The sequence below is a fragment of the Streptomyces sp. NPDC002232 genome, assembly GCF_042890295.1.
Taxonomy (GTDB): Bacteria; Actinomycetota; Actinomycetes; order Streptomycetales; family Streptomycetaceae; genus Streptomyces.
Genome location: NZ_JBIARV010000003.1, coordinates 661,396 through 683,795, shown reverse-complemented (window position 1 = coordinate 683,795; position 22,400 = coordinate 661,396). Strand labels below are relative to the sequence as shown.

Genomic DNA, 22,400 nt, shown 5'->3' with positions numbered 1-22,400 from the left:
ACGGTACGGGGACACGCACGTGACCGAAGGAGCCTCACCGTCATGGCCGACTACCGGATCGAGACCGTCCGCACCGGGTACCGGAACTGGACCGCCCGCAACGACCGGGGCGCGGAGGTCCGGATGGCCGCCGCCGACGACGCGGACGCGCAGCCGTCGTTCACCCCGGTCGAGCTGCTGCTCGCGGCGATGGGCGGCTGTGGCGGCCTCGTCGTCGACCGGACGGCCCGCGCGGTGGACCACGACGACCTGCGGATCGTGGTGGAGTCGGTGTCCGGGCCCGAGGACGACGGCCGGGTGGGCCGGATCCGGGTGAGCTACGAGTTCGAGCTGCCCGACAACAACCCCAAGGCGGCGGAGGTGTTCGCCCGGGGGGTGCGCCTGACGCACGAGAAGTTCTGCACGGTCAGCCGGACCGTGGAGCACGGCGCGCGCGTGGAGGCGATCCTGCCGGACGGCACGGTCGGCTTCGAGGGCTGACCGCCCGGCGGGGCGTCCCGGTCACTCCTCGATCGCGCCGCCGATCGTCCGCAGGTGGCGGCGGAAGGTGTACGAGGGGTCCTCGGCCCGGGCCGCGAGGTAGTCGTCGAAGCGGGTCTGGGCGCGCAGGGTCTCCCCCGCCCTGATCCGGCGCGCCTGGTCCCGCTCGGCGCGGAGGAGGGCCCGGGCGGTCTCCAGGACGGCGTCGGCGCGGTCGGCGGCCACGAAGACCACGCCGTCGTCGTCGCCGAACACCACGTCGGCGGCGGTCACCCGGTGGTCGCCGCACCGCGCGGCGGTCAGCGCGTCGCCGTCCCGCTCGTCGACGCGCACGGGGCCGGGCGCGTGGCGTCCGTACGAGAAGACGGGCAGGCCGATGTCGACCAGGTCCGGGGTGTCCCGGTGCAGCCCCCAGACGACGACCCCGGCGATGCCCGCCGCCCGCGCCTCCAGGACGGCGAGGTCGCCGACGCAGGCCTCGTCGCGGCGGCCCGCGTTGTCGACGACGAGGACGTCACCGGGCGCGGCGTGGGTGAAGGCCTCCAGGAAGACGTCGACGCTCCCGTAGTGCCGGGCGGGCAGCACCCGCCCGGCGACCCGCTGCCCGGCGACGACGGGCAGGATCCCGGCGGGCGCCGCCCGCAGCGGTTCCCCGAGCCGTACGCAGGCGTCGGCGACGAGCGGGGTGGAGAGGTCGGCGAAGTCCTTGAGCATCCGGCGGGTCCGTTCCGTCCGTGGCGGGGGCGACGGGACCGATGCTAGGGGGCGGTGGCGCCCGGACCGGGCGGATCGACGAGACACGTGCCGTCCGTGGCTGCCCCGCGCGGCGCCCTAAATGCCTCGACACCGGGCGTGGTGATCGGGGACGCTTCGCGCGATGACCAGAACCGAAGACACACCGCCCGCGTGGGACGAGCGCACCCAGCTCACCACGTTCCTCGACTACGCCCGTGACACCGCCCGCGCCAAGTGCGAGGGCGTCTCCGCCGAGAACGCCCGCAGGTCGCTGCTGCCGGGCTCGCCGCTGATGACCCTGAGCGGACTGATCAACCATCTGCGCTGGGTCGAGTATTACTGGTTCCAGGTGATCTTCCTCGGCGAGGAGGACCAGGGGCCCTGGACCGACGAGGATCCCGACCGCGAGATGCGCGTCGCCGTCGACTTCCCGCTCCCCCAACTGCTCGACGAGTACGCCGAACAGAGCGCCCGGCACCGCGAGCTGGTCGCCGCACACGACCTGGACACCAAGGCCGAGCGCCCGGTCCGCGACGGCCTCCACGTCGACCTGCGCTGGATCCTCCTCCACCTCACCGAGGAGATCTCCCGCCACAACGGCCACCTGGACATCCTGCGCGAGCTGCTGGACGACACGCCCTGGAGGACACCCCTCAGGGCCGGGGCGTGCTGTCCGAGCGCCACGTGGTGAGACGCGGGTGCCCCGGCAGTTCGCCCCGGCCGGTGGCCCACAGCAGGGTGGGCCATGGGTCGGCGCCCGTAGGAGCCTCCGGGAACAGGCGGGCGAGCACCCGCGCGCAGAGGGCGGCAGGAGGGGCCCAGGCGAGTCCGAGGCCCTCCGCCAGGTCGTGCGTGTGCACCAGGGTCTCCTGAAGCGCCAGGGCCGCGAAGCCCTCGGGGTCCGACACTCCTGCGGCGTGGTGGGCGCGGACCCCGGGCGGTGTCGTCCGCACCATGGCGACCAGCAGCGCGCCGCACGCCTCCAGCACCTGCATCAGGCCGGCGGGACCCGCGTCGCGCTCCGCGTGGACGAAGACCGGGGGCGCCTCCGGCCTCTTCTTGATCAGCGCGAAGGGCACATGGGTGTCCAGCGGCGGGCTCTGCGGTCCCAGCTGCACGGCGTAGTAGAGCAGGTCGTTGGCGAGGTGCTCGGCGGTCTCCCAGCAGTCCCACTCCAGCGAACCGGCCCTGGCGCCCCACCCTTCCGCGGGCGCGCCGCGGAGGACGCCGACGGCGAGCCGCACGGCGAGGTCGACGTCGTCGGCGGTGACGGGGGCCCGCGCTGATCCTGCTTCGGCCGATCGGGACATGGCGGCACCGTATCGCGCGGTGCCGGAGGGGTCCGTTGCTTCGGGGAGGGTTAGGCGACCGTGACCCGCGCCAGGGCCCAGGAGGTGTGGTCGAAGGACGTTCTCGCGTTGGCGTCCGTGACCTCCAGGCGCAGGACGCGTACGCCGCGCACGTCGACGTCCACCGGGACGGGTCCGCCGGCGGCGGTCAGGGTGGGGGTGGCGAGGAGGACGCGGTCGTCGCCGTAGACCGTGGCGCGGGTGGCGCCCAGGGAGCTCTGGCGGGCCGAGAAGTCGTCGATGCCCACCAGGGCGGTGAACCGGTTCGCCGCGCCGCCGAGGTGGAAGGCGATGTCGCTGTACGCGTGGACGCCGAGCCCCTTGGGATACGTGGCCCCGCCGAAGGCGATCGGGGTGCCGTCCCCGGCCGCGTTCTTGCCGTTGGAGGTGTCGCGCTCGACTGGTCCCCAGCCGTTGACGGCGCTGATCCACGGGAGGTCGGAGAGGTAGCTGTCCCGGACGGGCGCCGGGGGCGGGGTGGTGACCGTGCCGTCGGCGGCGTACCGCACCGGGCCGCCGGGCGCGAGGGCGGTGCCCTCGGCGGTCAGCGTCCACGGGGTGGCGGCGGGGGCACCGGCCGGCGGGGTGACCTGCCAGGCGGCGGTGAGCCGCGCACCGGGCGCGAGCTGCCCGGTCCCGGTGGCCGTGGTGGCACGCACGGTCCAGCCCGCCGGGGCCCGCAGCGCCAGCGAGGCGGAACTCCACGCCCTGGAGGCCCCGTTGGCGAGCGTGGCGGTCGCGGTGAACGGCTGCCCCGGCACGGCGAGCGACGGCACCGTCAGGCCGGCCCCGAAGGCGGCCCTCGGATAGGTGTCCCGCCACGAGGAGCGCATCAGGGCCACCAGCTCGGCGACCCGGGCGGGGTGGCGCGCGGCGAGGTCGGAGGTCTCACCGAGGTCGGCCGCCAGGTCGTACAGCTCGACCTGCCATTGGTCGTCGGGCAGGGCGTGGTCACGGACGGGGGCGAACCTGACCGCCTTCCACCGGTCCTTGCGGAGCGCCTCGGCGAGCCAGGTGGAGCGCTGCCGGTCCTGCGCGTCGGCGCGGGACGTGACGCCCCGCTCGTCCCGGAACCAGTACAGGTGGTCGTGGCGGGCGGCGGCCGCTCCCCCGCCGGTGAGCAGGGGCGCGGCGGACAGTCCGTCCACGTCCGAGGGGGCGGGCGCGCCGCCGAGTTCGGCGAGGGTGGGGAGGAGGTCGGTGAGCGGGGTCGGGCGGTCGCTGGTGCCGGGCGCGATCCGGCCGGGCCCCCAGGCGAGGAGGGGGACGCGGATCCCGCCCTCGTACAGGTTGCGCTTGTATCCGCGCAGCGGCCCGTTGGCGTCGAACAGGTCGGGGTTCACCCCGCCCTCCTCGTGCGGGCCGTTGTCGCTGGTGACGAGGACGACGGTGTCGTCCGCCAGGCCGAGGGCGCGGAGCCGGTCGACGACGTCGCCGACGAGGGCGTCGAAGAGGCTGACCTGCGCGGCGTGGCCCTTGTTGGCGGTGCTCCAGCTCCGCGACGCGTAGGCCCCGGTGTCGGGGATGTCGCTGGGGGCGTGCGGCACGGTGGGGGTGAGCAGCAGCAGGAACGGTTCCGCCGCGTGCCGGTCCAGGAAGTCGAGCGCCCGCTGCCGCAGCAGGTCCGGCGCGTAGACGCCCTTGGCGCCGCCGGCGTTGGCGGGGATCGGCTCCTTGACGCCGTTGTGCCACAGGTACGCCGGGTAGTACTCGTGGGCGTGGCCGTGGTCGATGTACCCGTGGAACTCCTCGAAGCCCCGGGCGTTGGGGTGGCTTTCCTGGCCGGCGGCCTCCGGCCCGAAGCCCCACTTGCCGATGACGCCGGTGCGGTAGCCGCGCGCCCGGAGCACCTGGGCGAAGGTGGTGTCGGTGGCCGTGAGCGAGCCCTGCGCCCCGGACGGGTTGGCGCGCACGGTCGCGTGGCCGGTGTGCAGGCCGGTGAGGAGCGAGCAGCGGGACGGGGCGCAGACGGCCGCCGTCGAGTAGGCGTCGGTGAACCGCAGTCCCTCCGCGGCGAGTCCGTCGATGCGCGGGGTGGAGATGAGCTTCTGGCCGTACGCGCCGAGCTCGCCGTATCCGAGGTCGTCGGCGAGCACGACGACCAGGTTCGGCGGGCGGGTGGTGTCCTCCGGTACGAGCTCCGCCGCCGACGCGGCCGGAGCGCCGACGGCGCCGGTCGCGGGCAGGGCTCCGAGGCCGAGCGTGGCGGCCGACCCGGCGAGGAAGGTGCGGCGGCTGGACATGGCGGGGCTCCTCGGGGGCGACGGGCACGGGGGCGTGCGACGCCCGGAGAGCGGCCCCGGTCGGGGCCCTCGGACGTCCGTCGATCATCGGCGCACCCGCCCCGGGGAACCATGCACGGCGCATGAAGAACGTGTGACACGGCCCGAAGGCCGCCCCGGCGGCATGGCGCCCGGGGGGGCGGCGTGGCGCGGGGCGGCTTGGCCCGGGGCCGCACGGCACGGAGCCTCACCACGCGAAGCCGTACAGCACGGAGCCGTACAGCTCGGCACGGGCAGCACGGCACGGGCGGCACGGCGCCGGGCGGCCCGCCGACTCAGTCGAGCCAGAGCTCGCGGACCCGGCGCACCGGGTCCGCGGCGACCGAGGCCTCGGCGTCCCAGATCTTGGTGGCGCGGCCCTCGGAGGTGTAGCGCGGCCAGTCGGCGCCCGGGTCCTGGTCGGTGACGAAGGCGACCCACGCCCGGTGCATCGCGTCGGCGAGCGCACGCGGCGGCTCGGACCCGGCGACGGCCGTCACGCCCTCGGCGTCGAGGAGGTCGAACGCGAAGGGCAGGTCCAGGCAGTGGAAGGCGAGGCCGAGTGCGGGCGACGGCCAGCGGAACTCGTAGAACCAGGTGGGGCGGCCGAGGGCGGCGCGGGCGTCCGCGACGGCGAGGTTGGGGGCGCGGAAGACGGTGTCGGTCAGCGCCTGGCCGAAGTACCGGTCCTCCCCGGCGGCCGCGTAGGCCTCGGTGAAGGCCCCCGCCCTGGCCGGGTCCAGCCCGAGCCCGCCGAGGAGGGCGGGCAGCGGCGGGCCGTCGGGGCCGGGCGCGGGGAACATCGAGAACTCGTCCTCGGTGAAGCCGAGCATCAGCGGGACGTCGGCGCCCGCGTCGCCCTTCGTGAGGGCGTCCAGGACGGGCACCGGGATCAGCTCGCCGTCGGCGAAGGGGGCGAGGGCCAGCATCGGCGGCAGGCCCTCGCGGTCGGGGCCCGGCGCGGCCATCCGGTCCTGGAGGTCGAGGAGTTCGTCGTCGGTGAGGTCGCGGAGCGCGTCGACGGTCGCCGGCACCCCGGTGCGGGAGGTGAGGAGCCGGGCCGCGGCGCGGGCGACCTCGGGGCCGTCGGGCCGCAGGACGGCGCCGGAGACGGAGAGCGCGCCCCGGAACAGGCCCCGCGCCGACGGCACCGCGAGCAGCGTCTGCACGGCGCCGCCGCCCGCCGACTGACCCGCGACCGTGACCTTCGCCGGGTCGCCGCCGAAGGCCGCGATGTTGTCCCGCACCCACTCCAGGGCCGCGATCCAGTCCCGCACGCCTCGGTTGTCCGGAGCGCCCTCGACGTGCAGGAAGCCCTCGATCCCCAGCCGGTAGCCGACCGAGACCAGGACCACCCCGTCCCGGTTGAACGCGGCCCCGTCGTACCACGGGCTGGCCGCCGACCCCGCCACGTACCCGCCTCCGTGGATCCAGACGAGGACCGGCAGACCGGCCGCCGGGGCGGTGTCGGGGGTGAACACGTTCAGGTTCAGCACCCCGTCCCCGGGGACCGACGGCTCCGGGATCGTCGTGACCTCCGCGAAGGGCCGTCGCTGGGCCGTCGGCCCGTACGCCGTCGCGTCCAGCGGCTCCGACCACGCCGCGGGCGGCACGGGCGCGGCGAACCGCAGCTCCCCCACCGGCGGCTGCGCGTACGGAATGCCGAGGAATCGCAGGCTGCCGTCCGCACGGCGCTCGCCGCGCACGGGTCCTCGGGCGGTGGTGACGATGGTACTCATGGGGTGCTGCTCCTTCTGCGCGGGCACGGGGGGCCGGAGACCGAGCCTGCCACCGCTTACTTACACGTGTCAACGCTGTCGACGACGGGCCTCCGGGCCCTAGACTCGGAGGCTCGTGCAGGACCCGCGGGTCCCGGGGGAAGGCGGCAGGCCATGAGCTGGGGAGCCGATGCCGCGGTGGGCGCGCTCGTCGCCCTGCTCGGCCTGGGACTGGTGATCGCCGGGCTGGTGTGGCGGGGCCGCGCGGTCCGGCCCTTCGCCCCCTCGCGGGCCCGCTCCGCCGCCCAGCGCGCGTACGCCCGGGACCTCCTGCGCGCGGCCGATCACGTGATCGCGGCGGCACGCGGCTCCGCGGGCGAGGGCGAGCCCGCGATCGTCACCGTCGAGGCGGTGCGGCGGACGACCGAGGAGCGGTACGGCTACGCAGGGGTGGAGCGGCGGCACGCGGCGGCGGCGCTCCGCCGCCGCTTCGAGCACGGGCGGTGCGCCGCCGACTGCGTGACCGACGCCTTCGGCCGGTGACCCGGCCGGGCGCCCGCACCGGTTCCGGTGCTCCCGTGCCCCCGCTTCTCCGTGACCCGTGACCCGGTGACCCGGCCGGACGCGCCCGCACCGGTTCCAGCGCTGCGGTGCCCCGTGCCTCCGTGACCGCGTCCCCCGGGCTTCCGCGCCCCCACTCCCCCGGCACACCACTGCGGTCACCGCACCGGAGCCCCGGGCTTCGCGCCCGCCCCCGGTGTCACTCGAAGGCCGCCGCGGCCTCCTTCAGCGCGGCGGCGACCGCTTCCGGCGCGTCGGGGCCGGGGGCTCCGGGGCGGTAGGTGACCGAGTGGAGCCGGCCGGTGAAGCGGAAGGAGCGGTGGCGCTCGTAGAGGGGCCAGGACACCGGGGACTTGCGGTCGACGCCCACGCTGATGCCCTGGAAGGGCGCCATCCCGATGAGCTGGTGGACGCTGTCCGGCGCGGCCCGCCGCTCGCCGTCCACGGTCACGGTGAACCGCCAGCGCAGCCCCTCCTCCGCCGTCGCGGCGAGCAGGATCTCGTGGGGGCCCGGTGCGAGGGGCCCGGCGTCGGTCTCGTGGAGGTCTCCGTACTCGTTGTAGGCGAAGGTCAGCCGGCCGTCCTCCACGTACAGGCTGTAGCCGCCGCCCTGGTCCCCGTGGGAGACGAGCACGCCGTCGCCGCTCTCCTCGACGGCCACGGCGACCTCGAAGGAGCGCAGCGCGACGAGCCGGGAGGAGCGGTAGCGCTCCAGTTCCGGGGTGCCGGGAAGCAGGGTGAGCGGGCGGGAGTAGCGCTCCTCGGCGGGGTTGCGGCGGGCCAGGGCCCCGCTGTGGTCGGGGAGCGGGAAGACCCCGTTGCGCCAGGCGGCCCGCTCCCAGGCGGCCGAGAGTTCCTTGACGAGTCCCGGGTTCCCGGCGGCGAGGTCGTGGATCTCGGTGGGGTCGGTCCTGATGTCGTACAGGGCCCACTCGGAGTCGTCGTACGGGGTCCCGGGCCGGTGCAGGGTGACGAGCTTGTGGCCGTCGCGGTAGTGGCTCCGGTTGCCCGTCATCTCGCAGTACTGCTCGGGGTGGGTGGAGTCGTGGGCGGGGTCGGCGAGGACCGCGGTGAAGCTGGAGCCGTCCGGTTCCTGGAGCGGCACGCCCCGGCGGGTCTCGGGGCGGGTGAGGCCCGCGAGTTCGAGCAGGGTGGGCGCGATGTCGGTGACGTACTGGTACTGGGCGCGGTGTCCGGCGGTGAGCCTGCCGTCCCTCGCGCCGTCGGGCCAGGACAGGACGAAGGGGACGCGGACGCCGCCCGCGTAGGTGTGGCCCTTGTAGAGGCGGAAGGGGGTGTTGGAGGCCATGCCCCAGCCCCGGGGGTAGTGGACGAGGCTGCGGGGGCCGCCGATGAGCTCGGGGTCGCGGTCGACGTCGGGGTCCCAGTCGCCGGGGAGGCCGGGGTGGTGGACGAAGCGGCTGAAGTAGGAGCGGGTCCCTTCGAGTCCGCCCTCGCCCGTGCCGCCGTTGTCGGAGGTGAAGACGATGACGGTGTTGTCGAGTTCGCCGAGGGCGGCGAGGGTGTCGGTGAGCCGGCCGAGGTTCTGGTCGATGTTGTCGACGAGGGCCGCGTACACCTCCATGTAGCGGGCGTAGAGCCGCTGTTGGTCCTTGGTCAGGGAGTCCCAGGCGGGGACGTCGAGCCCGGCCTCGCTGTTGCGCTCGGGCAGTTCGGTGCCGGGCGGGAAGAGTCCGGCGGCGAGCTGCGCGGCGAAGCGGCGCTCGCGCAGGACGTCCCAGCCCTCGTCGTAGCGGCCCCGGTGGCGGGCGATGTCCTCGGCCTTGGCCTGGAGGGGGCCGTGGACGGCGTTGTGCGCGAGGTAGAGGAAGAAGGGCTTGTCGGGGTCGTGGGCGCGCAGCGACTTGACCATGGAGAGGGCCTGGTCGGTGATGTCGTCCGTGTAGTAGTAGTCGTCGGGGAACTCGTCGATGTCGAGGGGGCTGTTGTCCCGGACGAGCTGGTGCGGGTGGAAGAGGCTGGTGAGGCCCTCCAGGACGCCGTAGTACTGGTCGAAGCCCTTCTGGAGCGGCCAGTTGCCCCGGTGGTCGGCGGCGTTGGAGGCGGAGTCGCGGACGAGGTGCCACTTGCCGACGGCGTACGTGGCGTAGCCGGCGTCGTGCAGGAGTTCGGCGAGGGTGGGGACGTCCTCGGCGACCTCCATGCCGTAACCGGGGAAGCCGGGGTCGGAGTTGGCGACCATGGCGTAGCCGACGCGGTGCGGGTTGAGGCCGGTCAGGAGGGCGGCGCGGGCCGGGGAGCAGAGCGGCATGGTGTGGTAGTTGCCGAGCTTGACGCCTCCGTCCGCGAGGCCGTCGAGGACCGGGGTGGGGATCTCGGAGCCGAAGGGGCCGATGTCGCTGAATCCCATGTCGTCGACGAGGACGACGACGATGTTCGGCGCCTGGGCGGGCGGGGTGGTACGGGCGGGCCAGGCGGGTTCGGACTCGGCGAAGGTGCGGCCGACGCGGCCGGCGACGCCCTCGTACGGGTCGCGTCGCGGGGCGGTGCTCATGCGGGGGTGGGTCCTTCCGGGGGGAGGGTGCGGGCGCAGCGGAAGCCGCCGTGGCCGGTCGAGGAGTCGGGCGTGTTGTGGGAGCGGGCGGCGACCCGGTAGCGGTTGCAGTACGAGGCGTGGCAGAGGTACGACCCGCCGCGGATGACGCGTTCGCGGCCGTCCGGGTCCCAGGCGTCGGCGCACCACTCCCAGACGTTGCCGGAGGTGTTGTGGAGGCCGTACCCGTTGGGTGCGTACGCCGTGACGGGGACGGTGCCGACGTATCCGCCGGGCCGGTCGGAGCGGTGCGGGAAGTCGCCGGTCCAGGTGTTGCAGCGTTCCTCGCCGCCGGGGGTGAGTTCGTCGCCCCAGGGGTAGCGGGCGCCGTCGAGGCCGCCGCGGGCCGCGTACTCCCATTCGGTCTCGGTGGGCAGCCGGAGGCCGGCCCAGGCGCAGTAGGCGAGGGCGTCGTCGTGGGAGATGTGGACGACGGGATGGTCGGCGCGCCCTTCGAGGTCCGAGCCGGGGCCCTCGGGGCTGTGCCAGGCGGCCCCGGCGACGCCGAGCCACCAGGGGGCCTGCGGGACGCGGCCGAGGACGTGCGGCTCGGCGGCGGGGTGGAGCAGGAGGTGGAAGACGAAGGAGGAGCCGAAGCGTTCGGCGTCGGTGCGGTGTCCGGTGGCCTCGACGAAAGCGGCGTACCGCGCGTTGGTGACGGCGGTGGCGTCGATCGCGAAGGGGGCCACGGTGACTTCCCGTGCGGGTCCCTCGTGGTCGTCGGGGTAGCCCTCGCCGAAGGCGTCGCCCCTGCGGAAGGTGCCGCCGGGCAGCTCCACCAGGGGGTGGGCCGGCGGCGCGGTCCGTACCCTCGGCATCGGGAGCGGTGCCGGGGCGGCCGGGTGTCCGGCGGGGCCCGCGCAGGCGCGGCCCGGGGTGCAGCAGGCGCTCACGCGGACACCGCCTCGGGGACGCGGCGTACGGGTACGGGTTCGGGGGCGGCGGCGAGCAGCGCCCGGGTGTACGGGTCGCGGGGACGCTCGCACAGGTCGTCGGCGCCGCCGGTCTCCACGATGCGGCCGCCGTGCATGACGGCGATGCGGTGACTGACCTGGCGGACGACGGCCAGGTCGTGGGCGATGAAGACGAGGGCGAGGCCGAGGTCGCGCTGGAGGTCGGTGAGCAGGCCGACGATCTGGGCCTGGACGGAGACGTCGAGGGCCGAGACGGGTTCGTCGCAGATCAGGACGGCGGGTTCGGGGGCGAGAGCGCGGGCGATGCCGATGCGCTGGCGCTGGCCGCCGGAGAAGGAGCGCGGGTGCCGGTCGGCGGCGGCCGGGTCGAGGCCGACGAGGCGCAGGAGCGCGGCGACGCGGTCGGCGCGCTCCCGCGGGGTGCCGATGCCGAAGGCGCGCAGCGGTTCGGCGAGGGTCTCGCCGACGGTCATGCGGGGGTTGAGGGAGGCGTAGGGGTCCTGGAAGACCATCTGGACGCGGCGGCGCACGGCGCGCAGCTCGGCGCGGCCGGGGCGGGTGACGTCCCGGCCGTCCAGGAGGACGCGGCCGCCGTCGGCGGGGTGGGCGTGGGCGAGGACCCGGGCCAGGGTGGACTTGCCGGAGCCGGACTCGCCGACGATGCCGAGGGTCTCGCCGGCCGCGAGGGTGAGCGAGACGCCGTCGAGGGCGGTGAGGGAGCGTCGGCCCCGGCTCCGGTACGTCTTGGTGAGTCCTTCGGCGCGGAGGACGACGGCGCCGGGCGCGGGCCGGTCGACCCGGGCGGGCGGTGGGGGCGGGGGCAGCGGTTCGTCGCGTTCGGCGGCCGGGTGGCAGGCGGCGCGGACGGTTGGTGTGACGGTGGTCAGCGGGGGCGCGGCGGTGTGGCAGCGGTCCTCGGCGAGGGCGCAGCGGGCGGCGAAGGCGCAGCCGGCGAGCGGGAGGCTCAGGTCGGGCGGGGTGCCGGGGATGCCGGTGAGGCGCGTGCCGGAGGGGGCGGAGAGCCGGGGCACGGCGGCGAGGAGGCCGGCGGTGTAGGGGTGGCGCGGTCGGGTGAGGACCTCGGCGGTGGGGCCGTCCTCGACGACGGTGCCGCCGTACAGGACGAGGACGCGCGCGCAGGCGCGGGCGACGACGCCCATGTTGTGGGTGATGAGGACGAGCGCGGTGCCGGTGGTGCGGGTGAGGTCGCCGAGGAGGGTGAGGATCTGTTCCTGGACGGTGGAGTCGAGGGCGGTGGTGGGTTCGTCGGCGAGGAGGACGTCGGGCTCGCCCGCCAAGGCCATGGCGATGAGGATCCGCTGGCGCTGTCCGCCGGAGAACTGGTGCGGGTGGTCGTCGAGCCGGCGTGCGGCGTCGGGAATGCCGACGAGGCCCAGGAGTTCGACGGCGCGGGCCCGGCGGGAGGCCTTGTCCCGGGCGCCGCTCGTGCGCCCCTGGTGGGCGCGGAGCACCTCGTCGAGGTGGTGGCCGACGGTGAGGACGGGGTTGAGGGCGGTCATCGGGTCCTGGAAGACCATGCCGATCCGGGCGCCGCGCACGGCCCGCAGCCGGTCCTCGGCGGCGGTGACGAGGTCCTCGCCGTCCAGGCGCACGGAGCCGCCGGTGATCCTTCCGGTGCCGGGGAGCATCCGGAGCAGGGCGAGCGCGGTGGTGGACTTCCCGGAGCCGGACTCCCCCACGACGGCGAGGGTCTCGCCCCGCCGGAGCGTGAAGGACACGTCCCGCACGGCGTGCAGGGTGCCGCCGTCGGGGGTGGGGAACTCCACGTCCAGGTGCTGCACTTCGAGGAGCGGTGGGGTGGTCATCGGCGTATCTCCCGGTTCAGTGCCTCGGCGGTCAGGGAGAGGCCGAGGACGAGCGCGGTCACGGTCACGAGGGGGCCGGCGGCGAAGTGCGGGGCCTGGGCGAGGTAGGGCATGGACTGGCTGAGGACGGCCCCGAGGGTGGGCTCGGGGGGCCGGACGCCGACGCCGAGGAAGCTCATGGCGCCCTCGACGAAGACGGCGACGGTGAGGGAGACGGCGATCTGGACGACGAGCGGGTCGGCGGCGTTGGGCAGGATGTGCCGGGTGAGGATCCGGCCGCCGGAGGTGCCGCCGACGCGGGCGGCCGTCACGTACTCCCGGCCGCGCTGCACGAGGATGCCGGTGCGCAGGAGCCGGCCGAAGACGGGGATCTCGGCGAGGGCGATGACCAGGATCACCGGCAGCCGGCCCGGTCCGAGGATCGCGGTGACGGCGAGGGCGAGGATCAGCCCGGGGAAGGCGAGGATCAGGTCGAAGGTCCGCTGGACGACGGTGTCCAGGACGGGGTGCGCGGCGGCGGCCAGGGCGAGGAGGCAGCCGAGGGCGGCTCCGAGGGGCACGGCGGCGGCGATGATGCCGAGGTCGGCCCGGATCCCGTAGAGGAGGCGGGCGAGGAGGTCGCGGCCGAGGTCGTCGGTGCCGAGCGGGTGACCTGGGGTGCCGGGCGCGGCGAGCGACAGGCCGCTCTGGTCGGTGGGGCCGTGGCCGGTGAGGAGCGGGGCGAGGAGCCCCGCGAGGACGACGGCGCCGACGAGGACGAGACCGGTGCGGCCGCGGGCGGTGGCGAGGGCGGCGCGGTGGGCGTGGCGACGGCGGGACGGCGTGGTCTTCGCGGGGGCGGGTTCCGTGCCCGCGGGGCGGGTGGACGTGGTCATGGCGGTCACTCCCACCTGATCCGGGGGTCGAGCCGGGCGTGGACGAGGTCGGTGAGGAGCTGGACGAGGACGAAGACGGTGACGAGGAGCAGCAGCAGGTCCTGGACGACCGGGTAGTCGCGGCGGATCAGGGCCTGTTCGGCGAGCTGTCCGAGGCCGGGCCACGCGAAGATCGCCTCGACCAGGACCGCGCCGCCGAGGAGGTGTCCGGTCTGCATGCCGAGGAGGGTGACCACGGGCGGGAGGGCGTTCGGGAGGGCGTGCCGCCACAGCAGGCGGCGGGGGGCGATGCCGGCGGCGGTGGCGGTCCGGACGTAGTCCTCGGCGAGGGCGTGTTCGATGCCGTCCTTGAGGTAGCGGCCGAGGACGGCGGCGCTGGGCAGGGCGAGGCAGAGCGAGGGCAGCAGGAGGTACTGGGCGCCGAGGTCGGGTGCGGTGAGGAGGGGGACGCGGCCGCCCGGGGGCAGGACGCCGAGGAGGACGGAGAAGAGCAGGACGAGGAGGACGCCGGTGACGAACGGCGGGACGGCGAGGGCGCCGGTGGTGAGGACGCGGACGGTGCCGCGGACCCAGCGGTTGCGGGCGGTCGCGCCGAGGATGCCGAAGGCGCCGCCGAGGACGACGACGAACAGCAGGGCCCCGAGGGTGAGTTCGGTGGTGGCGCCGAGTCCGTCGCCGATGAGGTCGGCGGTCTGGCCGCCGATCGCGTAGGACGATCCGAGGTCGCCGGTGAGGAGGTCGCCGATCCACCGCGCGTACTGGGTGGGCAGGGGGGCGTCGAGGCCGAGCCCGGCGCGGATGGCGGCCTCGGTCTCGGGGCTCGCGTCGGGTCCCGCGAGGACCGCGGCGGGATCGCCGGGGACCAGGCGGAGGACGGCGAAGGCGAGGAAGGAGGCGGCGAGGAGGACGAGGAGGGCGGAGGGGATCCTCCGCAGGAGGTAGCCGCGCATCTCAGCCCGCCAGGTGGGCGTCGTCGAGGTTGAGGTAGGCGAACTTGTTGAGGGTGACGCCGCGCAGCTTCTTGGCGGCGACCTGGACGGAGCCCCGGATGACGAGGTCGATGATGAAGGCCTCGTCGAGGAGGGTGTCGGTGATCTGCTGCCGCAGGGCGTTGGCGCGGGCGCCGGTCCCGGGAGTGGTCCAGGCCTCGCGGACGACCTTGGTGTAGGCGGCGGAGCGGAACCGCGAGGTGTTCTTGGCCTCGTTGAAGGGGTAGGCGCTGACGGCCAGGGTGGAGGGCTGGACCTGTGCGAACCCGTGGCTCATGGTCCACAGGCCGGGCATCTTCTGGGAGATGAGGTTCTTCTGCGCGGTGGCCGGGTCGGTGGGCTCCAGGGTGACCTGGACGCCGATCTGCCGGAGGTCGTACTGGATCGCCTCGGCCACCGCGGTGTCGCCGGGCAGGTTGATGTGGAGGAGCGGCAGGTCGAGCCGGGAGTGGCCGGCGGACCGGAGCAGTTCGCGGGCCTTGCCGGGGTCGTAGGTGTAGTGGGTGCGGCCGGACTCGGTGTAGGCGGGCGAGGACTTGGGCCAGGGGGTGGCGGAGGCCAGTCCGTAGCCGCCGAGGACCTGCTGGAGGATGCGCTCGCGGTCGACGCCCCAGGCGAGGGCCTGCCGGACGGTCTTGTCGTCGAGCGGCGCGACGGTGGTGTTGACGCCCAGGTAGTAGGCGCCGCCGCCGGTGGTGTACTCGCTGATGGCGAGGTCGGGCTGGGCGGCGACGACCGCGAGGTTCTTGCCGGGGACGCCGTAGGACAGCTGGGACTGGCCGGTGCGGAGGGAGGAGAGGAGGGCGTCGGCCTGGGGCACCACGCGGAACTCGACGGCGTCCAGGTAGGGGCGGCCGGGCTGCCAGTACGTCTCGTTGCGGGTGAAGGAGAGGCCGGCGCCGGGGCTCCACTTGGTGAGCCGGAAGGGGCCGGTGCCGATCAGCTTCCGGCCCGTGACGGCGTCCTCGACGCTGTGCCGGTCGGTGAGGATCATGAACTCGAAGAGGTCGAACAGGTTGTTCACCGGGTGGGCGAGTCTGAGGACCAGCTCGTGGTCGCCGCGCTTCTCGAAACCGGTGACGGCGGCCGCCGTCGCCCTCAACTGCGCGGCGCGCAGCGGGTTCTGGAGGTTCTTCACCGCGAAGATCACGTCGTCGGCGGTGAAGGGCCGGCCGTCGTGGTAGGTGACGCCGGTGCGGAGCCTGAGGGTGATGCTGCGGCCGTCCTTCGCGTACTCCCAGGAGGTGGCCAGTTCGGGCTGGGGGGTCAGCCGGTCGTCGTAGCGGGTGAGGGTGTTGTAGATCAGCCGGTGCTGGAACGACTGGCCGCTCTGGGCGAAGAGCAGGCTCGGGGTGAAGTCCGAGTTGATGGCGACGGTGAGGGTGCCGCCGCGCCGGGGCGCCTCGGCCGCCTTCCCGACGGGCGCCTCGGTCTCGGAGACCGCCGAGCGGCAGCCGGTGAGGCCGAGTCCCAGCAGCAGGGTGCCGCCGCCCGCGGCGCGCAAGGTGGTGCGCCGGGTGAGGGCGGTGGGCGTGGAGGGGGACAGCTCGGTCATCGATGCCTGCCTGGGGAGGAGGAGGTGGGGCCGCAGGGCGCGCGGATTCGTTCCGCTGCGGAAGGAAGAGGGCGCGGAGGGAGACCCGTACCGTCCGCGAGGTGCGCGGGAGCGCACGGAAAGCACGGAGGGCGCGGAGGTACGGGGACGGGCTACGCGGACACGCCGGAGGCACGCGGGCACGCGGTGGTGCGTGGAGCGGGAGGGATCCGTGCGGCCGGCTCAGTGCGGGGACGGTGAGCGACCCGCGTGCGGCGTTGCCGGGGCGGGAGTGGCGGGGCCGGTGCGGCGACCGGCGCCGGGATCAGGCGCGGACGGCACAGACCGCGCTGGCCTGTCGACAGAGGTCGACGTGCCTGCGGGAGATGAGGCGCATGTCCGGATTCACGGGAGCAATATGACAGCGGCTCCGCGCAGCGGTCAACCGGCGTTGACCGGATTCTGAGACGAGATCAGCGTTCGGTCACCGCGGGGAGGAGCTGGGTGGCGGTCTCAAGAGGCCTTCTGAACAGGGAGTTCAGCAGCACGGTGCCCGCCGCGACGGGGAGCGTGGCCGGTCCGGCATGTGGACTGACGATGCGTTCGGGGTCGTCGCAGACGTGCGAGAGGTCGATCGCGGCCCCTCGGATCTCTTCCAGATAGTCGGGTTCGAGGACGCTGGACTGCTCGGTCACGACGACCAGGTCGGGGTTGAGGACGTCGAGGAGCAGCGCGACGGCGCGTCCGACGGCGCGGGCCCGTTCGCGCAGCAGCCGGTCGGCGCGCCGGTCCCCGGCCGCCGCCGCGTCCACCACGAGGGAGGTGTCGGGCTCGGGCACGATGCCGCGGCGGACGGCGGTGGCCCCGAGCGCCGTGTTCGAGGCGGTGGCCTCCAGACAGCCGGAACGGCCGCACGGGCAGGGCACCGTGGAGTCGGGCACCGGCAGGTGGGCCACGTCCCCGGCCGCCGCGCCGGGTCCCTGGTGCACGACGCCCGCGAGGCCGACGGCCGCGTCGACGACGTTGCCGACGAAGAGGTGGACCAGGCTGCGGCGGGCGGCGGGCCGCCCGAAGAGGATCTCCGACTGGGCGATGGAGCGGGCGTGGTTGTCCAGGCGTACGGTGCGTCCGCCGAGGCCGCGGGCGAGTTCGGCGGCGAGCGGGCGGCGGCGCCAGCCGAGGGCGTCCTGCCGGACGACCACCCCCTCGGCGGGGTCCACCCAGCCGCCGACGGCGGCGCCGACCCCGAGCAGGGGCCGCCCCCGCGTGTGGGCGTCGAGGAAGTCGCGCAGCGCGCGGGCGACGACGCCGGGCAGGGCGTCGGGCGCGATGCCGTCGTGCGGGTGGGTGTGGCGCGCGAGCACCTGTCCGCGCAGGTCGACGACGGCGAACGTCGAGCCGGGGACGCCCAGATGGACGCCGCCGGCGACGGGGCCTCCGGCGGCTCCGACGTGCAGGTCGACGGGGATCTGCGGCCGTCCCACTCCCCCGCCCCCGGCGAGTTCGGGCAGCTCGCGCAGGAGGCCGAGCCGGGTGAGGTCGGTGGCCTGGCGCGAGACGGCGGCGGGGCTGAGTCCGGAGAGCCGGGCGACGGCGCCACGGGCCACCGGGCCGTGGTCGAGCACGGTCCTGAGCACGGTGGCGGCGTTGGCCTCGCGCCGCCCGTCGCCCGCCATGCGGGGAGCGTGCGGGGTGGTGGTCGTCATGGGTGCCTCTCTGGTCGCTGATGGAGCGGGGGGTGCCGGTGGAGCGTGGTCTGCGGTGCGGAGTGATCGCTGGTCGAGCGTGGCCACTCCTGCGGCGCGGTCCTGGGTGGAGCGCCACTCTTCCGGCGCGGTCTTGGGTGGAGCGCTGTCATCGGTGGAGCGTGGTCGCTGTCCCGGCGTGGTCCCCGTGGCGGCCCGGTCACCGTCGCGGCGGGATCACTGTTGCGGCGGTGTGAAATCCCCGGAGCGCCGGGGGTGGGCCCGCCGGCTGCGCCTCCCGCACCGGCCGGCTCTCCCGGCGGCGGGGTGTCGCCGCTGGTCAAGTGTGGTTCCGCCGAGTTTCCCCGGGCGGTTCCGCGGGGCCGGGCAGGCGCCGATTCAACCACCACGTGCGGGGGTTCGGGGCCCGGACGGTCGCTTGACGCGCGGCGACGGCCGCTGCCAGTCTCCGGGACATGTTCGCGACCTCCTCCTGTTCCGCCGCCCACGGCGCCTGACCCTCGCGACCCCGGCGCGTGGCCGGTCCGCCGGACCCGCCGCCCCCCTCGTACACCGTCTCCTCGGGTACGCCGCTCCCGCTCGGTTCCCCCTTCCGTACGTCCCCGGACGTCCCCCCGTCCCGTACGCCGGGCCGACGGGGCCGCCCGGCCCCACTTCCCGACGGCCGTGCGGGATTCCCCGTATCCGCATTACTTCCGCTCCGAGAATAATTGCTCCGGGCCTTCCCGGAACTCCGAAAGGATCCTCCATGTCGACCGCCACCGCCTCCGTCACCGTCCAGAAGGTCGGCGGCCGCCTCGGCGCCGTCATCTCCGGCGTCCGCCTCGGCGGCGACCTCCCCGCCGAGACCGTCGCCGAGATCCGCGCCGCGCTCCTGGCGCACAAGGTCGTCTTCTTCCGGGACCAGGACCACCTGGACGAGGAGGCCCACGAGGCCTTCGGCCGGCTGCTCGGGACGCCCGTGGCCCACCCCACCGTGCCCTCGGCCGACGGCCGCTACTCGTTCCCGATCGACTCCGACTACGGCGGCCGGGCCAACCAGTGGCACAGCGACGTGACCTTCGTCCCGGCCTACCCCGCCTTCTCGGTCCTGCGCGCGGTCGTCATCCCGCCGTACGGCGGCAACACCCTGTGGGCGAACACGGCGACGGCGTACGAGAAGCTGCCCGAGCCGCTGCGCGCCCTGGCCGACGGCCTGCGCGCGGTGCACTCCAACGACTACGACTACGCGGCCCTGCGCCCGGGGGCGCTGCCGGAGCAGCTGCTCCGCTTCCGCGAGGTCTTCGCCTCTACGAAGTTCCTCACCGAGCACCCGGTCGTGCGGGTCCACCCGGAGACCGGCGAGCGGACCCTCCTCCTGGGCAACTTCGTCCAGCGGATCAGCGGTCTGACGGGCACCGACTCCCGCGCCCTGCTGGACCTCTTCCAGGGTCACATCGAGCGGCCGGAGAACACCGTGCGCTGGCAGTGGCGGGTCGGCGACGTCGCCATCTGGGACAACCGGGCCACCCAGCACTACGGCGTCGACGACTCCGACGACCACGAGCGCAAGCTGCGCCGGGTGACCATCGACGGCGACGTCCCGGTGGGCGTGGACGGCCGCTCCTCGGTGCTGCTCGCGCCCGAGTCGGTGCCGGACCCGGCGTTCGGCATCGCGTCGGGCGACTCGACTACGCCGAATGCGGAGCCCGCGACGGTGTGACACGGGACGCGGAGCCCGGGGCGGGCGGCGCGGGCCGCCCCGGACCGTGCGGCGCGCCGATCCCGGGTGTCAGGAGGGCAGGCACAGGCCACAGGAATGCCGGGACCGGCCCACCCCTGCGAGGAGGTCTCGGAGAATCCGCCGAAGCGGCACATCCCTTTGGCGGGTCCCCGCACAGAGAGGGGAGTATTTCTGTCCGCTTCTCCTACCGGACAGACCTACACATAAAGGCCAGATAAGCGCACAATGGAGCAGCGGCGCAAGAGCCGCCAGAGCGGCCTGACACGCAAGACGCCAGAAGGAGGCGAGTCACATGGCCGACGTCTCTCACCGCCACGGTGACATCGCGGGACACCCGGACGCACCGGAAATGCGGGACCGCTACGCCCGCATGCTCCAGACCCGAGGGGTCGCTGCCGTCGAGGAACTGGTGATCCTCGCCGGCGTGTGGGCCGCGATCTCGGCATGGACGGTCCACTTCGCGGCCGCTCGGCCGGAGCTCGCGCTCACCAACCTGATCGTCGGCATCTCCCTCGCCGTGCTGGGCTTGTGCATGTCGATGGTCCCCGAGAGGTCGCAGGACCTGAACTTCGTCGTCCTGCTCCTGGGCGCATGGCTGATCGTCGCCCCGTGGATCGTCACCAGGAACCCCGACACGGGCATGATCCTCAGCAACGTGATCACCGGCGCGTGTGTCTGCCTGTTCTCCCTCACGGCCGGCGGACTGCTCATGAGCAAGCGCGGGACGACGTGACGCTCTGATCCCCCGGACCGTCGTCGATCCTCTCCAGGAACGGCGGCACCTCCCCCAGCGGAGGTGCCGCCGTTCACGCGCGCCTCGGGCCGACGGCAATCGCCCTGCATAGAGCCGCCACGGAGCGTTTGACCGCGCCGCCTTGTGCGCGATGGCGCACGACCCGCTCCCACCGCCCCGCCTAGCCTCGCCGGAACAGCACGAACGAGGGGCGGAACCACCGGTGAACTGGCACATCCACGACTACCGCGAGAGCGATCTCGCCGCCGTCGTCCATCTGATCGACACCACCGCCGAGCTCGGGCAGGAGTCCGTCTTCTCCCTCGCCGAGTGCATCGGCGCCCTCACCACGCGCCAGCCGGCCGTGGTCGCCGTGCACCAGGGGGTCCCCATCGGGGCGGCGCTGGCGTGCGTCTCCGGCGAGCGGGCCTGGGTCATGCGCGTCGCGATCTCCTCCGCGTGGCGGGGCCGCGGCCTGGCCAGCGCCCTGCTCGTGGAGCTGGAGCGGCGGCTGGTCGCGGCCCGGGTCGGGCGCATCGCGTACGTCCTGCCGGAGGAGGAGCTGCTCGGCGAGGGCCTGCTGAACGCCGGGTACACGCGCCAGCCGGCCGTCGCGTACTTCGAGAAGGTGGAACCGCTGCACGGCCCCGCCGCCGGACTCCTCGACGACCTCGGCGGCCGGCTGCTCCCGGGCGACCTGTGGGCGAAGGTCGCGGGCATGGAGCGGGAGAAGGACCTCATCGAACGCCGGGTGGTCCTGCCCCTGGCGGAACCGGAGCGCGCCACCCGCCACGGGGTGCGGCCGCCGCGCGCGGTGTGCCTGTTCGGCCCGCCCGGCACCGGCAAGACGACGTTCGCCCGGGGCATCGCCTCGCGGCTCGGCTGGCCCTTCGTGGAGATCCTGCCCTCGCGCCTCGCCGACGAGGGGAACCTCGCCGCCGCCCTGCGGTCCGCCTTCGCCCGGATCGGCGAGCTGGAGCGGGTGCTGGTCTTCATCGACGAGGTCGAGGAGATCGCCCCGGTGCGCTCCGAGCCCGCCCAGCCCGGCGGCATGCACGGCGTGACGAACGAACTCCTCAAGCTCATACCCGGTTTCCGTGAGGGGGACGAGCGCCTGCTCGTCTGCGCCACCAACTCGATCCGGTCCCTCGACCCGGCCTTCCTCCGGCCCGGCCGCTTCGACTACCTGATCCCGATCGGTACGCCGGACAAGGCGGCCAGGGCGGCGATCTGGTCCCGCTACACCGACGGGCGGCCGGACGTCGACATCGACGAACTGGTGCTGGCGAGCGAGCTGTTCACCCCCGCCGACATCGAGCACGCGGCCCGGATCGCCGCCCAGGCCTCCTTCGAGCGGGACCTGCTCGCCGTCGGCGGACGCGGCGGCGACACCCCGGCGCCCGGCGCGAGCACGACGGACTACCTGGAGGCCATCGCCGAGTGCCGCCCGACGGTCACCGCGGAGATGATCGAGCAGTTCGCGTCGGACATCACGACGCACGCCCGGACCTGAGGGCGAACCGCTCCCCGGCCGCGTCCAGTTCGGCCCGGTCGGGGGGCTGGGCACCGGCCCGGGAGACGGTGACGGCCGCGGCGGCGCCCGCCCTCGCCAGCAGCCCCGCGAGGTCCGCGGCGCCGAGCGCGGAGAGGGCCTCCCGCCCCCTCCCGGCGAGGGTGTCGAGGACGGCGGACATGAAGGAGTCGCCCGCCCCGACCGTGTCCACGACGGTGACCGCCGGGGCCTGCGCGAGGGCCGTCTCCCGCCCGGTGCGGGCGAGCGAGCCGGCCGCGCCCCGGGTGACCAGGACGAGGGCCGGGCCGAGCGCCAGCCAGCGGGCGGCGACCGTCTCCGGCGCCTCGCCGGGGTACAGCCAGGCCAGGTCCTCGTCGCTCGCCTTCACCAGGTCGCTGAGCGCGACGCAGCGCTCGACGCGCGCGACCGCCTCGGCGCGCTCGCCCATCAGCGCGGGCCGCACGTTGGGGTCGTAGCTGACCGTGGCGCCGTCGCGGAGCCGCTCGACCTCGGCGAGGACGGCGGCCGCGCCCGGAGCGGTGACCGCCGCGATCGAGCCGATGTGCACATGACCGGGCCGTTCCGCGCGCGGGAGCCCGCCGGTCTCCAGGGTCCACGCGATGTCGAAGGCGTACGTGGCGTGCCCGTGCGCGTCGAGCGCGACGACCGCCGACGGGGTACGGACCGGGGCGCCGCCGCTCTCGACCCGTACGCCCGCGCCCTTCAGGTGGTCCGCGATCAGCCGTCCGGTCGGGTCGTCGGCGAGCTGGGTGAGCAGGGTGACGTCCCGGCCGAGACGGCCGAGGCCGAGGGCGACGTTGGCGGGGCTGCCGCCCGGGTGGATCCGCTCGGTGCCGTCGGCACCGCGCACGACGTCGGCGACGCACTCGCCGATCACCAGGAAGGACATGGGGCGGGGCTCCTTGGCG

The 22,400-nt window shown here is 74.7% G+C and carries 19 protein-coding genes; 6 read left to right on the top strand and 13 right to left on the bottom strand.

Annotated elements, in window-relative coordinates:
• Positions 1-42: 42 nt before the first annotated feature.
• Positions 43-480 (top strand): OsmC family protein, encoded by a 438-nt coding sequence (locus tag ACFYXU_RS15560; RefSeq protein ID WP_056564110.1) that lies wholly within the window; start codon positions 43-45, stop codon positions 478-480.
• Between the two features lie 21 nt (positions 481-501).
• On the opposite strand, the gene ACFYXU_RS15555 is transcribed toward ACFYXU_RS15560, so the two are convergent.
• Positions 502-1,194 carry an RraA family protein gene (locus ACFYXU_RS15555; protein WP_389457977.1) on the bottom strand — a complete coding sequence of 231 codons (693 nt, stop codon included), beginning with the start codon at positions 1,192-1,194 and terminating at the stop codon, positions 502-504.
• 163 nt (positions 1,195-1,357) lie between these two features.
• Between ACFYXU_RS15555 and ACFYXU_RS15550 the strand changes: the two genes are divergently transcribed.
• Entirely contained in the window at positions 1,358-1,906 is a 549-nt protein-coding gene (locus tag ACFYXU_RS15550; protein ID WP_389457974.1) for a DinB family protein, read from the top strand.
• Here the strand turns inward: ACFYXU_RS15550 and ACFYXU_RS15545 are convergent.
• The 3 genes from ACFYXU_RS15545 to ACFYXU_RS15535 form a co-directional block, all read right to left on the bottom strand.
• Positions 1,869-2,525: a hypothetical protein gene (locus ACFYXU_RS15545; protein ID WP_389406667.1), complete on the bottom strand. Its 657-nt coding sequence runs from the start codon at positions 2,523-2,525 to the stop codon at positions 1,869-1,871. The two genes, ACFYXU_RS15550 and ACFYXU_RS15545, sit on opposite strands and share 38 nt — an antisense overlap.
• Before the next feature lie 50 nt (positions 2,526-2,575).
• Positions 2,576-4,807: a sulfatase-like hydrolase/transferase gene (locus tag ACFYXU_RS15540; RefSeq protein ID WP_389406666.1), complete on the bottom strand. Its 2,232-nt coding sequence runs from the start codon at positions 4,805-4,807 to the stop codon at positions 2,576-2,578.
• Positions 4,808-5,121: 314 nt separating this feature from the next.
• Positions 5,122-6,564, bottom strand: coding sequence for a carboxylesterase/lipase family protein (locus ACFYXU_RS15535; protein ID WP_389406665.1), 1,443 nt, complete (start codon positions 6,562-6,564; stop codon positions 5,122-5,124).
• 153 nt (positions 6,565-6,717) lie between these two features.
• On the opposite strand from ACFYXU_RS15535, the gene ACFYXU_RS15530 reads away from it, so the two are divergent.
• Positions 6,718-7,086 carry a hypothetical protein gene (locus ACFYXU_RS15530; RefSeq protein ID WP_329852902.1) on the top strand — a complete coding sequence of 123 codons (369 nt, stop codon included), beginning with the start codon at positions 6,718-6,720 and terminating at the stop codon, positions 7,084-7,086.
• A gap of 217 nt (positions 7,087-7,303) precedes the next feature.
• Here ACFYXU_RS15530 and ACFYXU_RS15525 read toward each other — a convergent pair whose 3' ends face one another.
• The 8 genes from ACFYXU_RS15525 to ACFYXU_RS15490 form a co-directional block, all read right to left on the bottom strand.
• Positions 7,304-9,619 (bottom strand): arylsulfatase, encoded by a 2,316-nt coding sequence (locus ACFYXU_RS15525; RefSeq protein ID WP_389457972.1) that lies wholly within the window; start codon positions 9,617-9,619, stop codon positions 7,304-7,306.
• The gene (locus ACFYXU_RS15520; protein ID WP_389406663.1) at positions 9,616-10,551 is read right to left on the bottom strand and encodes a formylglycine-generating enzyme family protein; all 936 of its coding nucleotides are present in this window, start codon (positions 10,549-10,551) and stop codon (positions 9,616-9,618) included. Before ACFYXU_RS15520 ends, ACFYXU_RS15525 begins: the two co-directional genes overlap by 4 nt.
• On the bottom strand, positions 10,548-12,398 hold the full coding sequence (locus tag ACFYXU_RS15515) for an ABC transporter ATP-binding protein (protein WP_389406662.1): 1,851 nt from the start codon (positions 12,396-12,398) through the stop codon (positions 10,548-10,550). The genes ACFYXU_RS15520 and ACFYXU_RS15515 overlap by 4 nt, the downstream gene beginning before the upstream one ends.
• Positions 12,395-13,273 carry an ABC transporter permease gene (locus ACFYXU_RS15510; protein WP_389406661.1) on the bottom strand — a complete coding sequence of 293 codons (879 nt, stop codon included), beginning with the start codon at positions 13,271-13,273 and terminating at the stop codon, positions 12,395-12,397. Before ACFYXU_RS15510 ends, ACFYXU_RS15515 begins: the two co-directional genes overlap by 4 nt.
• Positions 13,274-13,278: 5 nt before the next feature.
• Positions 13,279-14,223 carry an ABC transporter permease gene (locus ACFYXU_RS15505; RefSeq protein ID WP_389406660.1) on the bottom strand — a complete coding sequence of 315 codons (945 nt, stop codon included), beginning with the start codon at positions 14,221-14,223 and terminating at the stop codon, positions 13,279-13,281.
• A gap of 1 nt (position 14,224) precedes the next feature.
• Positions 14,225-15,817, bottom strand: a complete 1,593-nt coding sequence (locus ACFYXU_RS15500; protein WP_389406659.1) for an ABC transporter substrate-binding protein — start codon at positions 15,815-15,817, stop codon at positions 14,225-14,227.
• 304 nt (positions 15,818-16,121) lie between these two features.
• Complete coding sequence (locus tag ACFYXU_RS15495) at positions 16,122-16,193, bottom strand: putative leader peptide (protein WP_313896399.1); 72 nt, start codon at positions 16,191-16,193, stop codon at positions 16,122-16,124.
• Positions 16,194-16,269: 76 nt separating this feature from the next.
• Positions 16,270-17,502: an ROK family protein gene (locus ACFYXU_RS15490; protein WP_389406658.1), complete on the bottom strand. Its 1,233-nt coding sequence runs from the start codon at positions 17,500-17,502 to the stop codon at positions 16,270-16,272.
• 748 nt (positions 17,503-18,250) lie between these two features.
• Between ACFYXU_RS15490 and ACFYXU_RS15485 the strand changes: the two genes are divergently transcribed.
• The 3 genes from ACFYXU_RS15485 to ACFYXU_RS15475 all read left to right on the top strand — a co-directional run bounded on the left by ACFYXU_RS15485 (position 18,251) and on the right by ACFYXU_RS15475 (position 21,471).
• Positions 18,251-19,204, top strand: coding sequence for a TauD/TfdA dioxygenase family protein (locus tag ACFYXU_RS15485; protein ID WP_389406657.1), 954 nt, complete (start codon positions 18,251-18,253; stop codon positions 19,202-19,204).
• Positions 19,205-19,517: 313 nt separating this feature from the next.
• Positions 19,518-19,958 carry an SPW repeat protein gene (locus ACFYXU_RS15480; protein ID WP_329852894.1) on the top strand — a complete coding sequence of 147 codons (441 nt, stop codon included), beginning with the start codon at positions 19,518-19,520 and terminating at the stop codon, positions 19,956-19,958.
• A 223-nt stretch (positions 19,959-20,181) separates the two neighbouring features.
• A complete protein-coding gene (locus ACFYXU_RS15475; RefSeq protein WP_389406656.1) occupies positions 20,182-21,471 on the top strand; it encodes an ATP-binding protein in 1,290 nt (429 codons plus the stop codon).
• Here ACFYXU_RS15475 and ACFYXU_RS15470 read toward each other — a convergent pair.
• Entirely contained in the window at positions 21,449-22,381 is a 933-nt protein-coding gene (locus ACFYXU_RS15470; protein ID WP_389406655.1) for a carbohydrate kinase, read from the bottom strand. The genes ACFYXU_RS15475 and ACFYXU_RS15470 overlap by 23 nt on opposite strands.
• Positions 22,382-22,400 lie beyond the last annotated feature (19 nt).